Source organism: Streptomyces sp. NPDC006450, from assembly GCF_040612195.1.
Lineage (GTDB): Bacteria > Actinomycetota > Actinomycetes > Streptomycetales > Streptomycetaceae > Streptomyces.
This window is the reverse complement of record NZ_JBEXPT010000024.1, coordinates 14562-29037: the sequence shown is the minus strand read 5'-3', so window position 1 is coordinate 29037 and position 14476 is coordinate 14562. Positions and strand designations below refer to the sequence as shown.

Below are 14476 nucleotides of genomic sequence, written 5' to 3'. Positions count from 1 at the left end.
CATTCACCGCCGTGTTCGCCGAACTGCACCGCCAGGGGGTACGGCCGCCCTGCGTGGTCAGCGGCTGGGAGGCGGTCCGGGTCGGTTTCCTCGCCGGGTGCTCCTCGCGCCAGGTCTACGGGGACCACGACGGCAGCATCACCCCCGAGGGGCTCGCCGCGCTGGCCCGCACCCGGCCCACGGTCCTCCTGGGGGCGGCCGGGGCGCCGCCGCCCCCGTGGGCGCGGGGCTGGCGGCCGCTCCCCCTGCCGCACTTCCCCGGCCTGCGCGGCCGCCTCGCCTACCTGGCCCCGTCGGCGCGTCCCGCCGACGGGCCGGCGCTACGCGGGAACCGAGACGGTCAGGCGCCCGTCGGTCATCGTCGCGGTGCGGTCCATCCGCTCCAGGTGGGCGTGGTCGTGGGTGACCAGCACGGTGGCGGTGGAGCGCTCCCGGGTGAGGGTGACCAGCAGGTCCAGGATCGCGGCGCCGCGCTCGTGGTCGAGGGCGCTGGTGGGCTCGTCGACCAGCAGCACGGCGGGCTCGTTCATCAGGGCGCGGGCGATGTTGATCCGCTGGCGCTGCCCCCCGGAGAGCTGGTGCGGCCGCTTGTCGGCCTTGTCGGCCAGCCCCACCGCGTCCAGCAGCTCCAGGGCCCGCCGGCGCAGGGCCCGCACCGGGCGGCCGGAGAGGTGGGCCATGACCTGGAGCTGTTCGGCGGCGGTGAGCGAGGCCAGCAGGTTCGGCTGCTGGAAGACGATGCCGATCTTCTCCCGGCGCAGCGCCGACTTCTCGCCCGCGCCGAGGGTCGAGACGTCCTGCCCGGCCACGACCACCCGTCCCGCGTCGGGCGTGACGAGGGTCGCGGCGACGGCCAGCAGGCTGGACTTCCCGGAACCGGAGGGGCCGACCACCGCCGTCAGGGTGCCGGCCGGCACCTCCAGGCCGACCGCGTCCAGCGCGGTGAGGCGGCCGTCGCCGTCCGGGTAGGTGAGCGTGACGTCGTGCACGAGCAGGGTCATCGGGCGCTCCCGAGAGCGGTCAGGGGGTCTACGGCGGTGATCCGCCGGATGGACAGGGCGGCGCCCAGCGCGCCGAGCGCGATCATGACGGCGGCCGGGACCAGCACGGTGGCGGCGTCGAGCACGAAGGGCACGTCCCCGCCGCTGATCAGCGCCCCGAAGCCGGCCGCGAGCGCGGTGCCCGCGCCGGTGCCGAGCGCCAGCATCACCACGGCCTGCCCGAGGGCGTCCTTGAGGAGGTACGGGGTGGAGGCACCCAGTGCCTTCAGCACGGCGACGTCGCCGCTGCGCTGGATGGTCCACACCGTGAAGAAGGCCCCTATGACCAGGGCCGAGATGGCGAAGAGGAACCCGCGCATCAGCTGGAGCGAGCCGTTCTCGGAGGTGTAGGAGCCGATCGCGCTCAGCGCGTCGTCGACGGTCTGCGCCCTGGTGGCGGTGGCCGTGTCACCGGCCGCCCAGTCGACGCCCTTGCCGTCCAGGGCCACGACGGTGGCGAGGGTGTCGATGGAGGTGCCGGGGTTCCCGACGCGCTGCCAGTCGTTGAGGTCCATCCACACCACGGGGGTGTGGCTGTAGGCGGCGGTGCCGGAGACCGCGGCCACGGTCGTCTCGACCTGGCCGATCCTGAGCTTGGATCCGGCGGCCAGCCCGCCGAGCTCCTTGGCGGCCTTCTCGGTGAGCACCACCCTTCCCTGGGCGAGTCCGCTCCCCCGGGGCGCGAGGGCGCCCGCCGGATCCACGCCGAAGACGGACACGCCCGCCGTGCGCTCGCCCGAGACGACGTTGGTGGTGCGGATGCCCAGCGGCTGCGCCGAGGTCACGCCCGGCTGCTCCCGCCAGGCCAGCCAGGCCTTCTCGGGCACCTGGGAGTTGGTGAAGGAGACCTTCTGGTCCCCGGCGGGCGCTGCGAACGCGAGGCGGGTGGTGGCGGGCAGGCCGGTGATGGCCGAGATGTTCTCCCGGGCCAGGCCTGCGGTGAGCCCTGACAACAGGCCGACCAGCAGTGTGATCAGCAGTACGACCGAGCCCATCAGGGCGAAGCGGCCCTTGGCGAACCGTAGATCTCTCCATGCGACGAACATGTTCCCCACCTTGGTCTTCCGCGTGGACACAAGGCATCGCGCCCCAGTAGAGATCCTCGTATCGAAGGGCGCACCGAGACATCAATCCTTTGGTTGACCGGGGCCCCCGGACCCGGACTTACGCTGGTCGGGCCATGACTGCTCCCCTCCCGCCCACCGCGGCCGCCCTCCCCGCGCCCGGCGCGCGCACCCTCACCCCCGTCTCCCGCGTCCTGCGGCTGTGCCTGCACGCGCTGCTCTTCGGCCTGCTCGCCCTCGCCGCCGGGCGGGCCGTCGCCGACTCCGCACCGCGTGCGGGCTGGGTGGTCGCGGCCTGCGCGGTGCTGGCCGCCGTGTACCTCGCGGGCGTACGGACCCCTGCGGTGCACAGCTCGGCGCGCGCCGGGGCGCTGTGGCTGGCCGCCCTGGGCGCCGCCTGGGCCGCGCTGCTCGTGGTCTCCCCCGACGGGCTGTGGATCGCCTTCCCGCTGTACTTCCTGGAGCTGCACCTGCTGCGGCTGCGCTGGGGCGTGGCGGCCGTCGCGGTGACCGCGTGCGCGGCGATCGCCGGCTTCCTCGCGCACAGCGGCGCCGTGACCCCGGGGGCCTTCCTCGGGCCGCTGCTGGGCGGGGCCGTGGCGGTGGCGACCGTACTGGGCTACCAGGCGCTGTACCGGGAGAGCGAGCGGCGCCGCGAGCTGATCGAGGAGCTCATCACCACCCGGGCGGAGCTGGCCGCGGCCGAGCGGAGCGCCGGGATCCTGGCCGAGCGGGAGCGGCTCGCCCGGGAGATCCACGACACCCTGGCGCAGGGCCTGTCCTCCATCCAGCTCCTCCTGCGGGCCGCCGAGCGCAGCCTGCCCGAGGGCTCGGCGGCCCTTGCGCACATCGGCCGGGCCCGGGAGGCCGCCCAGGAGAACCTCGCCGAGGCGCGGCGCTTCGTACGGGCCCTCACGCCTCCGGACCTCGAACACGGGTCGCTGCCGGCCGCGCTGGAACGCCTCTGCACCGGGGCTCCGGGCCCCCGGGTCCGCTTCTCCCTGAGCGGCACCCCGCGCCCTCTCCCCACCCCCTACGAGGTGGCGCTGCTGCGGATCGCGCAGTCGGCGCTGGCCAATGTGGTGCGCCACGCGGGGGCCGGGCGCGCCGAGATCACCCTGACCTTCATGGACTCCTCCGTGACCCTGGACATCGTCGACGACGGCAAGGGCTTCGACCCCGGCGCGGCCTCCTGCGCCCCCTCGGACGGGGGCGGCTTCGGCCTGCCGGCGATGCGCTCTCGGGCCGAGAGCCTCAGCGGCCTGTTCACGGTCGAATCCGCCCCGGGCCAGGGCACCGCCGTGGCCGTCACCCTTCCCCTGCCCGCGGAGGCCCTGTCATGACGATCCGGCTGCTCCTCGCCGACGACCATCCGGTGGTCCGGGCCGGGCTGCGCGCGGTGCTGGACACGGAGCCGGACTTCGAGGTGGTGGCGGAGGCGGCCACGGCGGAACGCGCGGTGGAGCTGGCCGGCTCCGCCGGGGTCGACGTGGTCCTGATGGACCTCCAGTTCGGCCCGGGCGGCGGCATGCACGGCTCGGCGGCCACGGCCCTGATCACGGCCGGGTCCCCGTCCCCCCGGGTGCTGGTCCTGACCACGTACGACACGGACGCGGACATCCTGGCGGCGGTGGAGGCGGGCGCCTCGGGCTACCTCCTCAAGGACGCCCCGCCGGAGGAACTCGCGGCCGCGGTCCGCACCGCGGCGGCCGGCCAGTCCGCGCTGGCCCCGGCGGTGGCACTGCGCCTGATGGACCGCATGCGGACACCGGCGGAGGCCCTGACCAAGCGCGAGCTGGAGGTCCTCCAGCTCGTCGCGGACGGCCTGTCGAACCAGCAGATCTCCAAACAGCTCTTCCTGAGCCAGGCCACCGTCAAATCCCACCTGGTCCACATCTACGCCAAGCTGGGCGTCGACTCCCGCACCTCGGCAGTGGCCACGGCCGCGACCCGCCGCCTGATCCGCACACCCTGATCCAGGTCAGGGCGCTCCAAGCCGTCCGGCGTGCGAGGACCGGGCCCGGGGCACAGCCCCGCAGGGGGCCCGTGCCGCGGACCGAGGCCCGGGGGCCCGGGGGCCCGGCCCCCGGCTAAGCCACCCAGTACGGCCGCTCCACCGCCGAAGGCAACGGCACGCCCCCGTGGAACGCCTCCGCCAGCCTCCGCACCCCCTCGTCCAACTGCTCCGCCGCCAGCGTGTACGGAATCCGCAGCCGGTGCTCGAAGGTTCCGGGGTCCACCCCGAACCGGGCGCCCCGCCCGATGTTGACGCCGGCCGCCGCCGCCCGGTCCGCCAGCGCGGAGCTGACCGGCTCCCCGAGGTCCACCCAGAGCGAGAGCCCGCCCGGCGGGACCCCCCAGGTCCACTCGGGCGTGTGCCGCTCCAGCGAGGCGATCAGCGCCGCCCGCTGCCCGCGCAGCCGCTCGAGTCGCGCGGGCAGCGTCCGCTCCAGCCCTTCCAGCAGGGGCAGCGCCACCAGCTGGTCCAGGACCGAGCCGGTCATGTCGGCCGCCACCCGTACCGCCGTGAGCTCCGTGATCATCTTGGCGGTGGCCCGGATCCACCCGACCCGCAGCCCGCCCCAGTGCGTCTTGCTCAGCGAGCCGATGGTCAGCACGTGGTCGGCTCCGCCGTTCGCGGCGAGCGAGGCCAGCGGGGCGGGCGCCGGCACGTCGAGCGCGATGTCGGCGATGGTCTCGTCGACCACCAGCCAGGTCCCTGTCCGCCGGGTCGCCGCCAGCAGCCGCAGCCGCTGCTCCCGGGGCATCAGCGCGCCCGTCGGGTTGTGGAAGTCGGGGATCACGTAGGCGAGCCTCGGCACCGTCTGGCGCAGCGCGGACTCGGCGATCTCCAGGTCCCAGCCCGCGTCGGAGACGGCGATCGACCCGGTGCGCAGCCGCGCGTGGCGCAGCGCGTCCAGGGCGTTGGCGTAGGTCGGGTTCTCGGCCATGACCCGGTCCCCGGGCCGGCACAGCAGGCTCACCACCAGCGCGAACGCCTGCTGGGCACCCGCCGTGACGAGGATCTGCTCGGGGCGGGTCGCAAGGCCCCTGCGGGTGAACCGCTCGGCGATGGCGGTCCGCAGGTCGGGCAGCCCGAAGGGGTGGTAGCCGGGGCTGCCGGCGAAGGCGGGGAGCCTGGAGGCGGCCCAGGCCACCGCGTCGGTGAGGCTGTCCTCGGGGGCGCCCATGGCGGCGATGGCGAGGTCGATGCCGGGGTCGCCGTCGGCGCTGTAGCCGCCGGCGCCGACGAGGGCGTGCGCGCCGACCGGGCGGTGGCCTTCGGGGAGCTCGGTCCAGGTCCCGGAGCCGCGGCGGCTGCGGACGTAGCCGCTCTCGCGCAGGAGGTCGTAGGCGCCGGTGACGGTGGCCCGGCTGGCGCCGACCGCCTCGGCGAGCTCGCGTTCGGCGGGCAGCCGCACGTGCAGGCCGATCCGGCCGTCGAGGATCAGGGTGCGGACGGCGTCGGCCAGGGCCCGGTAGCCGGGGCGGGCGAGTACCTCCGCCGGGAGCAGCGCCGCGAGCTGGCGGCTGCCGATCATTCTGTCCGCCGTCTGGACCACTCGCCCGTTTGCCATGCCAACCTCCCCTGATTGGCTCTGCCTGCCAGGCCAATCCAGGTCCAGACTCGCTGTATTGGCCGCCGATTGGCAAGGAGAAGCAGAATGCTGACGAGACTGACCGACCGTGACGAGCGGGCCCTGCTCACCGCCGCCGAGAACCGGATCGCCGAGCCCCTGCGCGTGGGGGCGGCGCTGGCCGCCGTACGACGCCTCCTGCGGCGCGAGCGAGAATCGGTGACATGTCACCCCACAGCAGCACACCAGACGAGCACCGGCACCGTCAGCAGCACCAACAGCCCGCGGCGGCAGCCGACCGCTCCGCTCCCCCGGTGATCGCGGGCCTGCTCCTCGCCGCGGGCGGCGGGCGGCGCCTGGGCGGCCGGCCGAAGGCCCTGCTGACCTACCGGGGCCGCCCGCTGGTGGAGAACGCCGTACGGGTCCTGCGCGAGGCGGGTTGCGGCCCGCTGCACGTGGTGCTCGGCGCCTCCGCGGCCGAGGTCCGCGAGCGCGCCGACCTGAGCGGCTGCGTGGTGACCGACAACCCGGACTGGGCCGAGGGCATGGGCTCCTCCCTGCGGATCGGCCTCGCCTCGCTGGCCGGTACGGGCGCGAGCGCGGCACTGGTCTCCCTGGTGGACCAGCCCGGCATCGGCCCGGAGGCGGTGGCCCGCGTCCGGGCCGCCTACCGGTCGCCCGCGAGCCTGGCGGCCGCGGCCTACGACGGCGAGCGCGGCCATCCGGTGCTCTTCGGGGCGGACCGCTGGCCGGACATCGTGGCGACCGCCACGGGCGACAAGGGCGCGCGGGTGCACCTCGCGGCGCACGCGGCGGAACTCACGCTGGTCGAGTGCGGCGACATCGCGGAGGCCTTCGACATCGACACGCCCCCCGACCTGGCCCGACTCGCCTGAGCAGGGTGTGACGATCGTGGCACTGAGGGCCACAGTGAAGCGGAATCTGTCGACTCAGAGAATCTCGACATCAACAAACCATTGAACTTCCACCATGAGGAAATTACTATCCACTGGTCAGAAGCGCCCTGAACCCCCAGACGGCGCCCGCGACCGTATCCCGGAACTCTCCACACCCGACGGCACTGCGTGCCGTCCAGCGCGAGCATTCCCCGCGGCCGCCAGGCACCGCCGCTGAAGGAGTGACAGATATGTCCGCACCAGCGCCGTCATCGCTGGCCATCGTCGACGCCGAGCCCCTGCCCCGGCAGGACGAAGTCCTCACCGAAGCGGCTCTCGCCTTCGTGGCAGAGCTCCACCGGCGGTTCGCCCCCCGCCGGGCCGAGCTCCTCGCCCGCCGCTCCGTGCGCCGCGCCGAGATCGCCCGTACCTCCACCCTCGACTTCCTCCCGGACACCGCACAGGTCCGCGAGGGCGACTGGAAGGTGGCGCCGGCCCCGGCCGCGCTGAACGACCGCCGTGTGGAGATCACCGGTCCGACGGACCGCAAGATGACCATCAACGCCCTGAACTCGGGCGCCAAGGTCTGGCTCGCCGACTTCGAGGACGCCTCGGCTCCCACCTGGGAGAACGTGGTCCTCGGCCAGCTCAACCTGATCGACGCCTACGAGCGCCGCATCGACTTCACCGACGCCCGCACGGGCAAGGCGTACGCCCTCAAGCCCGCCGAGGAGCTCGCCACCGTCGTGATGCGCCCCCGCGGCTGGCACCTGGAGGAGCGCCACCTGCAGTTCGAGGGCGGCCCGGCCTCCGGCTCGCTCGTGGACTTCGGCCTGTACTTCTTCCACAACGCCAAGCGCCTCATCGCGCTCGGCAAGGGCCCGTACTTCTACCTGCCGAAGACCGAGTCCCACCTGGAGGCGCGCCTCTGGAACGAGATCTTCGTCTTCGCCCAGGACTACGTCGGCATCCCGCAGGGCACCGTCCGCGCGACCGTCCTGATCGAGACGATCACGGCCGCGTACGAGATGGACGAGATCCTCTTCGAGCTGCGCGACCACGCGGCGGGCCTGAACGCCGGCCGCTGGGACTACCTCTTCTCCATCGTCAAGAACTTCCGTGACGGCGGCGAGAAGTTCGTCCTGCCGGACCGCAACGCGGTGACGATGACGGCTCCCTTCATGCGGGCCTACACCGAACTGCTCGTCAAGACCTGCCACAAGCGCGGTGCGCACGCCATCGGCGGCATGGCGGCCTTCATCCCGTCCCGCAAGGACGCCGAGATCAACAAGGTCGCCTTCGAGAAGGTCAAGGCCGACAAGGACCGCGAGGCCGGCGACGGCTTCGACGGCTCCTGGGTCGCCCACCCCGACCTGGTCCCGATCGCGATGGCCTCCTTCGACGCCGTCCTGGGCGAGAAGCCCAACCAGAAGGACCGCCTGCGCGAGGACGTCTCGGTCGCGGCCGGCGAGCTCATCGCGATCGACTCCCTCGACGCGAAGCCCACGTACGACGGCCTGCGCAACGCCGTCCAGGTCGGCATCCGCTACATCGAGGCCTGGCTCCGCGGCCTCGGTGCCGTCGGCATCTTCGGCCTGATGGAGGACGCCGCCACCGCCGAGATCTCGCGCTCGCAGATCTGGCAGTGGATCAACGCCGGCGTGGTCTTCGAGAACGGCAAGCTCGCCACCGCAGACCTCGCCCGCGAGGTCGCGGCCGCCGAACTCGCCGCGATCCGCGCCGAGGTCGGCGAGGAGGCCTTCGCCGCCGGCAAGTGGCAGCAGGCCCACGACCTCCTCCTCCAGGTCTCCCTGGACGCGGACTATGCGGACTTCCTCACCCTCCCCGCGTACGACCAGCTCATCGGCTGACACACCGTCCTCGGCTGAATCGCACAGCAGCCGAACACCATGACTGCGCCCCCGAAGCCTTCCGGCTCCGGGGGCGCAGTCATGTGTCCGACCGGCGCGTCGGACCGGTTGGCGCCGAACGACCGATCGGTTGTTACTTGTTCGTAACTTGCCTGTACCTAGCGGTAACAACGCGCGGGGTGGCACCTTTCCGATTGCCACCGGCCGGAGGTAACCCCCACTTACCCCGCCATGCGCCGGAGTTGTTCCCGGCCTGCGCATGGCCGACCGCAGGAGTTCCGCAGTGATCGGATTGCGCAGGGACAGCATGGACCGGGCCCGTCGGGTGCGACGACTGGCCGGGATCGGGATGGCGGCGGCCCTCGGCGCCGGGGCCCTGGTCGCCGGAGGGGCCGGGACGGCCGTGGCCGGGCCGGGGAACGGACCCACCGCCGTGGTCTCCCTCGGCGACAGCTACATCTCCGGGGAAGCCGGGCGCTGGAAGGGCAACAGCCTGACCAACAGCGGGAACCGGACCGGGACGGACCGGGCCTGGGTGAGCGGCAGCAGCTACGACCCCGGCAAGGTCTACGGGGCCACCGCCGGCGGCTGCCACCGGTCGGACTCGGCCGAGGTGAAGAGCGCCGGGGCCATCGCCGATGTCGCGATCAACCTGGCCTGCTCCGGGGCGGTCTCGCAGAACGTGTTCCGCGCCTCCAACGGAGGCGTCGCCTTCAAGGGCGAGGCCCCGCAGGCCGATCAGCTCGCCGCCGTGGCCGCGAGCCACGACGTCAAGGTCATCGCCCTGTCCATCGGCGGCAACGACCTCGGCTTCGCCGACATCATCAAGGAGTGCGCATACGACTTCGTGCTCTGGAACTCCTACTGCTACGACGACCAGCAGTGGGACGTGGACCAGAAGATCGACGGGGTCATGGCCGGCGTCGGCAAGTCCGTGGACGAGGTGCGGGCCGTCATGCGCGGCGCCGGGTACGCGGACTCCTCGTACCGGATCGTGCTGCAGTCCTACCCGTCGCCGATCCCGCGCGGCACGGAGAACCGGTACACCCAGAGCGACTGGAGCCGGCTCAACACCGGTGGGTGTCCCTTCTGGAACAAGGACTCCGACTGGGCGCGGGACTCGCTCGTGCCGCAGATCGCCGGGCGGCTCAAGGCGGTCGCCGCGGCCAAGGGCGTGCAGTTCCTGGACCTGAAGGACATGATGCAGGGGCGCGAGGTGTGCGCGAAGGCCAGCAAGCAGGTGACCACCGCGGCGCCGGCCTCGGCGAGGACCAGCGAGTGGGCGCGCTGGATCGACAGCAGCGAGACGCAGGGACTGGTCCAGGAGTCCATGCACCCGAACTACTTCGGGCAGCTCGCGGCCGGGCGCTGTCTGGCGCTGGCCGTGGCACAGCCGGCGAGTTCGGGCTTCGGCTGCAAGAACACCGCCGGGGCCGACCAGAGCGGGATGTACCTGACCCCGGCTCCGTAGGGTTGCGTCGTACCGATCCGCCGCGGCCTGGCCCTTCCGGCCTCGCCGCGGTGGGGTGCGTACTACGCGGATTCGTTGAGGACCGACAGGATGTTGCCCGCCGGATCCTTGAACCAGGCGATGGACGGCGTTCCGGGTGTGGTGTGGCGGACGATGCCTCTGTCGTCGGCCTCGAATCCTTCGTAGCGCTCGAAGCGGACACCCCGCGCGGCGAGTTCGTCGACCGCCCGGTCGATGTCGTCCACGGGGAAATTGAGAATCGTGAAGCTCGCCGGCTCGTGGTTCTCCTTCGGGTAGATCAGCACCACCGCGCCGCCCGCGAGGTGCAGTTGCAGATGCGGCATGTCCTCTTCCTCGGTGACGCGGAGCCCGAGCGTGCCGCCGTAGAACTGCTTCGCCTTCCCCAGGTCATCGACCGAGAATCCGCTGTATGCATTGCCGTCTTCGAACATGACCGATCCTTCGATGCGAGGCGGCCCCGCTTTCCATCCTCCCCCCGGCCACGGCGGCCGTCGACCGGCAGCCGCCGCCGCACGGGCGGTGCGGGCAGTGCGGGCAGTGCGGGCAGTGCGACTACCGTGCGTGCCCGCAGCGCGAAATCCCGGTGTGCGCCGCCGTACGGCCTGGCATGCTCGCGCGCATGGCAGCCCGTACCGCACGTCCCAGTCTCTACATCTCCGTCGACATCGAGGCCGACGGGCCCATTCCCGGGCCCTACTCGATGATCAGCTTCGGGGCCGCGGTCGCCGGCCGGCAGGACGGTGACGTGTATACGGCCGCCGATCCGGAGCGGCAGACCTTCTACCGGGAGCTGCGGCCGATCAGCGACGCGTACGTGGCCGAGGCCCTCGCCGTCAGCGGGCTGGACCGCGACAGGCTCCTCCGGGAGGGCGCGGATCCGGCGGCGGCCATGGCCGAGTTCCGCGCCTGGCTCCGCGAACTGGCCGCGGAGGCCGGCGCGCAGCCCGTGATGTGCGGCTACCCGGCCTCCTTCGACTGGACCTTCCTCTACTGGTACTTGATGCGGTTCGGCGGGGACAGCCCCTTCGGCCACTCCGGATGCCTGGACATGAAGACCCTCTACGCCACCAAGGCCCGGGTACCGCTGCGCGCCGCCGTCAAGGGCCGGATGCCCCGCGAACTGCTCTCCCGGCGCCGCCACACCCACCATGCCCTCGACGACGCCATCGAGCAGGCCGAGCTGATGAGCAACCTGATGCTGTGGACGCCCTGACCGGTCAGAGCTCCGGCAGCAGTTCGCGCAGCGGCGTCCGGGCGCCGGAGGTGTAGGCCGCACGGAAGGCCTGCGCGGTGAGGCGCATCCGGACCGTGTGCTGGACACGGGGGGCCGGGGCCGCGCGCGGGCGGGTGCGGGACCCCGCACCGAGGAGCCGGGCGGCTTCGGCGTAGCGGCCCTGGTCCGCCTCCAGTTCGGCGAGGAGTTCCACCGAGAAGGCCTGCCCGAGCGTGTCGTCCAGCGCGAACTGGGTCCGCAGCGCGCTCAGCAGTTCGGTACGGGCCCGGCCCGGGCGGCCCTCGTGGCGCTGGACCAGGGCGTGGGCGCAGCTCACCCAGGAGTGGGCCCACAGATCGGCCGGGCCGTCCGGCGGAGCGTCCCCGACCGGGACCGAGGCCGGGTCCGTACGGGCGACAGCCACGGTGTGCGCGGCCCGCAGGGCTTCGCGGCCGGGGCCGAACTCGGGATCGGCCGGCAGGAGTTCGAGGCCCTCCCGGTACTCCGCAGCGGCGTCCTCGTACCGGTCCTCCCACAGCGCGATCGTGCCGCGCAGGTGCGCGAGGTAGGCCAGGCAGGCGTCCTCCCCCTCGTGCACGGCCTCGGTCCACGCCTCCACCAGCAGCGGGTCGGCGCCGTCGGACTCGCCGAAGGCGGCGACCAGCCAGGCCGCGAGCCACAGCGCCCGGGAGGGCCGGGGCGCGGGGTGCACGGCCAGGGCCCGTTCCACGTGCCTGCGCCCCTCCGCCGCCATCCCGCACGCGGACCACAGGAACCACAGGGACACCGCGATCTCCAGGGCCGCGCCCGGCCCCCCGGCGGCGAGCGGGTTCATCGCCGTGCGCAGCTCGGGGAGTTCCCGCAGGGCGAGGGCGCGCGCTTCCCGCTGCGCGCCGGCGCGCCACAGCTGCGCGGCTCGCTCCGCCACCACCCGGCAGCGCTCGCGGTGGCGCCGGGCCGTCGTCGCGCCGTCCCCGGCGGATCCGTGCGCGAGCCGCCGGGCCGCGTACGCCCGTACGGACAGGGGAAGCCGGTAGCGGCCCGGCCCGGCGTCCGCGAGCAGGCCCGGGGCCAGCCGGAGCAGTGCCTCGACGGCGGTGTCCGGCGTGAGCGCCCCGAAGCCGCACACCTCGGCGACGGCCGCCCGGTCGAAGGAGCCCGCGAAGACGGAGAGGCGCTCCCAGAGGAGCCGTTCGGCGGGCGAGGCCAGCCGCAGCGAGCGTTCGGCGTCGACCCGGGTGCTGCGGCCGGCGCCGCCGGCGAGGAAGCCCAGCGGGTCGGAGCCGAGTCTGCGGAGCGCCTGCGCGGGCGCGTACTGGTGGGAGCGCCCCGCCGCGAGCTCCAGTGCGCCGGGGATCCCGTCGAGCGCCCGGCACAGCGCGGCCACGGCGCCCGCGTTGCGGTCGGTCAGCTCGAAGAAGGGGTCGGCGCCGCGCGCCCGCTCCTCGAAGAGCCGTACGGCCGCATAGCCGGCGACGTCGGCCACCGGGAACCGCCGGGTGGGGTCGGGCTCGGCCTGCCCCGGCAGGACGGGCGGCGCCGGGAGCAACGGCGGTACGCAGGGCGCGGTCGGCACCGAGAGCGGCGGTACCGCGAGCACCGCTTCCCCGGAGATCCGCAGCCGCCGCTGCGACGTGGCCAGAATGCGCAGCCCCGGCAGGCGCCGCAGCAGCTCGGCCGCGAGTTCCGCGCCGGCCTCCCCGAGCTGTTCGCAGCCGTCGAGCACGAGCAGCGCCTCCCGTCCCGCGAGGCGGTCCGCGAGCTCCGTTCCCAGACGGGCACAGCACCGCTCGGGCAGGGCCCCGAGCTCCGCCCAGACGGCGTCCAGGCCGTCCCTGTCGCCGAGGGTGCGGACGGTGCGCACCGCGAGCCGGGTCTTGCCGATGCCGGCCGGTCCGGTGAGCGTGACCAGGCGTTGCGTCGCGAGCAGGGAGGCGAGGGCGGTGAGTTCCCGCTCCCGCCCGATGAAGCTCGACAGTTCGGCGGGCACCGCCTGCCGCACGCCCGAGCCGGCCTCCCCCACACATCCTCCTGCTGTGTCCGACACGTGCGCGCCGCCGGGCCCACCGTGGCGTGGTCAACAGTTGAACGCACAAAGAGAGATGATCGGCTCATCATCCCGTCGTCCCGCCGCCGACCGGGAGAACCACCAAGGGGAGGGTATGAACTCGGCCATTTCCGCCATCGACGACACGGACCGGGCACTGGTTCACGCACTTCAGCTCGCACCACGAGCGAGCTGGGAACTGCTGGGTCCGGTCCTCGGCGCGCGCCCGGACACCCTCGCACGCCGCTGGGAGCGGCTCACCGGGTCCGGCGAGGCGTGGCTGAGCGGACTCGGGCTGCGCACCGGCGTCACGAAGCCCTGCATGGCGTGGGTCGAGGTCACGTGCGGGGCGGGCACCTCGCCCTCGGTGGGGAACGAGCTCGTGGCGGATCCGCACGCCCTGGGGGTGGAGCACATCACCGGGGGCCGGGACCTGCTCGTCTTCGTGGCGGTGCCCGACCTGCCGGCGTTGTACTCCTACCTGTCCTCCCGGGTACAGCGGATCCCGGGCGTCGTCGGCACCCGCACCTCGATGGTGACGGCGGTGCACTACGCCCCCGACCGCTGGCGCCTGGACCAGCTCACCCCGGCACAGATCGGGCAGCTGACCCACCGGACCCGGCGGCCGGCGGCTCACGGCGCCCCGGACCGTGCGGCGGTGGCGCCGCTCCAGGAGGAGGACCGGCCGCTGGTCCTGGCCCTGGCCTCGGACGCCCGGCGCAGCGTGGCCTCGCTGGCCCGTGAGTCCGGGATGAGCGAGTCGACCGTACGGCGCCGGCTGGCGCGGCTGGAGGGCGGACAGAGCCTGCGCTACAGCTGCGCGCTGGCCGCCGGGCTGTCGGGCTGGCCGGTGTCGGCGACGCTGTGGGCCGAGGCCTCGGAGTTCGAGCTCGCCGACTGCGCGGCGGTCGCCGCGGGGCTGCGCGAGACCCGTATCTGCATGTCCGTCAGCGGCCCCTGCAACTTCATGATCAGCGCCCGGCTGCGCACGGTGGAGGACCTCTCGCGCTACACGGCGGAGCTCACCCGAAGGCTGCCGGGCCTGCGCATCACGGACTCGGCGGTGTCCCTGCAGGTCCGCAAGTCGGAGGCCCAGGAACTGGACCGCCGCGGCCACCGCGTGCGCACGGTCTCCCCGGACATCTGGTCGGACCCGGTGCCTGAATCCAGCCTCGCCGGCGTGTGAGGCGCGGGGGCCGGGGCGGAGCCCCGGGAACCTCGGCCGGAGCCGCCCGCCACATCACCCGCGGAGCCGAAGACGCGTACGGCGGTGCG

Annotated in this window: 13 protein-coding genes; 8 read left to right on the top strand and 5 right to left on the bottom strand. The window is 73.6% G+C overall.

What is annotated here, in order from left to right:
* Window positions 1–320: 320 nt before the first annotated feature.
* Both ABZY57_RS11170 and ABZY57_RS11165 read right to left on the bottom strand, forming a co-directional pair.
* Entirely contained in the window at window positions 321–1001 is a 681-nt protein-coding gene (locus ABZY57_RS11170; protein WP_356510488.1) for an ABC transporter ATP-binding protein, read from the bottom strand.
* Window positions 998–2086: an ABC transporter permease gene (locus ABZY57_RS11165; protein ID WP_356510486.1), complete on the bottom strand. Its 1089-nt coding sequence runs from the start codon at window positions 2084–2086 to the stop codon at window positions 998–1000. Before ABZY57_RS11165 ends, ABZY57_RS11170 begins: the two co-directional genes overlap by 4 nt.
* Window positions 2087–2220: 134 nt before the next feature.
* Between ABZY57_RS11165 and ABZY57_RS11160 the strand changes: the two genes are divergently transcribed.
* Both ABZY57_RS11160 and ABZY57_RS11155 read left to right on the top strand, forming a co-directional pair.
* A complete protein-coding gene (locus tag ABZY57_RS11160; RefSeq protein ID WP_356510484.1) occupies window positions 2221–3447 on the top strand; it encodes a sensor histidine kinase in 1227 nt (408 codons plus the stop codon).
* Window positions 3444–4079, top strand: coding sequence for a response regulator transcription factor (locus ABZY57_RS11155; RefSeq protein WP_243339143.1), 636 nt, complete (start codon window positions 3444–3446; stop codon window positions 4077–4079). Before ABZY57_RS11160 ends, ABZY57_RS11155 begins: the two co-directional genes overlap by 4 nt.
* 115 nt (window positions 4080–4194) lie before the next feature.
* Here the strand turns inward: ABZY57_RS11155 and ABZY57_RS11150 are convergent, their stop codons facing one another.
* A complete protein-coding gene (locus ABZY57_RS11150) occupies window positions 4195–5682 on the bottom strand; it encodes a PLP-dependent aminotransferase family protein (protein ID WP_356510481.1) in 1488 nt (495 codons plus the stop codon).
* 87 nt (window positions 5683–5769) lie between these two features.
* On the opposite strand from ABZY57_RS11150, the gene ABZY57_RS11145 reads away from it, so the two are divergent.
* From ABZY57_RS11145 to ABZY57_RS11130, 4 genes are all read left to right on the top strand, one after another.
* The gene (locus ABZY57_RS11145; protein WP_356510479.1) at window positions 5770–6000 is read left to right on the top strand and encodes a hypothetical protein; all 231 of its coding nucleotides are present in this window, start codon (window positions 5770–5772) and stop codon (window positions 5998–6000) included.
* Window positions 5997–6578: a nucleotidyltransferase family protein gene (locus tag ABZY57_RS11140; RefSeq protein WP_356510477.1), complete on the top strand. Its 582-nt coding sequence runs from the start codon at window positions 5997–5999 to the stop codon at window positions 6576–6578. The genes ABZY57_RS11145 and ABZY57_RS11140 overlap by 4 nt, the downstream gene beginning before the upstream one ends.
* Window positions 6579–6829: 251 nt before the next feature.
* Complete coding sequence (gene aceB, locus ABZY57_RS11135) at window positions 6830–8449, top strand: malate synthase A (protein WP_356510475.1); 1620 nt, start codon at window positions 6830–6832, stop codon at window positions 8447–8449.
* A 283-nt stretch (window positions 8450–8732) separates the two neighbouring features.
* Entirely contained in the window at window positions 8733–9920 is a 1188-nt protein-coding gene (locus ABZY57_RS11130) for a hypothetical protein (RefSeq protein WP_356510473.1), read from the top strand.
* Window positions 9921–9982: 62 nt separating this feature from the next.
* On the opposite strand, the gene ABZY57_RS11125 is transcribed toward ABZY57_RS11130, so the two are convergent.
* On the bottom strand, window positions 9983–10372 hold the full coding sequence (locus ABZY57_RS11125; RefSeq protein WP_356510472.1) for a VOC family protein: 390 nt from the start codon (window positions 10370–10372) through the stop codon (window positions 9983–9985).
* 188 nt (window positions 10373–10560) lie between these two features.
* Between ABZY57_RS11125 and ABZY57_RS11120 the strand changes: the two genes are divergently transcribed.
* On the top strand, window positions 10561–11154 hold the full coding sequence (locus ABZY57_RS11120; RefSeq protein ID WP_356510470.1) for a 3'-5' exoribonuclease: 594 nt from the start codon (window positions 10561–10563) through the stop codon (window positions 11152–11154).
* Window positions 11155–11158: 4 nt separating this feature from the next.
* Here ABZY57_RS11120 and ABZY57_RS11115 read toward each other — a convergent pair whose 3' ends face one another.
* Window positions 11159–13177, bottom strand: a complete 2019-nt coding sequence (locus ABZY57_RS11115; RefSeq protein WP_356510468.1) for a hypothetical protein — start codon at window positions 13175–13177, stop codon at window positions 11159–11161.
* Window positions 13178–13316: 139 nt separating this feature from the next.
* Here ABZY57_RS11115 and ABZY57_RS11110 point away from each other — a divergent pair, with 139 nt between their 5' ends.
* Window positions 13317–14387: an Lrp/AsnC family transcriptional regulator gene (locus tag ABZY57_RS11110; protein ID WP_356510466.1), complete on the top strand. Its 1071-nt coding sequence runs from the start codon at window positions 13317–13319 to the stop codon at window positions 14385–14387.
* Window positions 14388–14476 lie beyond the last annotated feature (89 nt).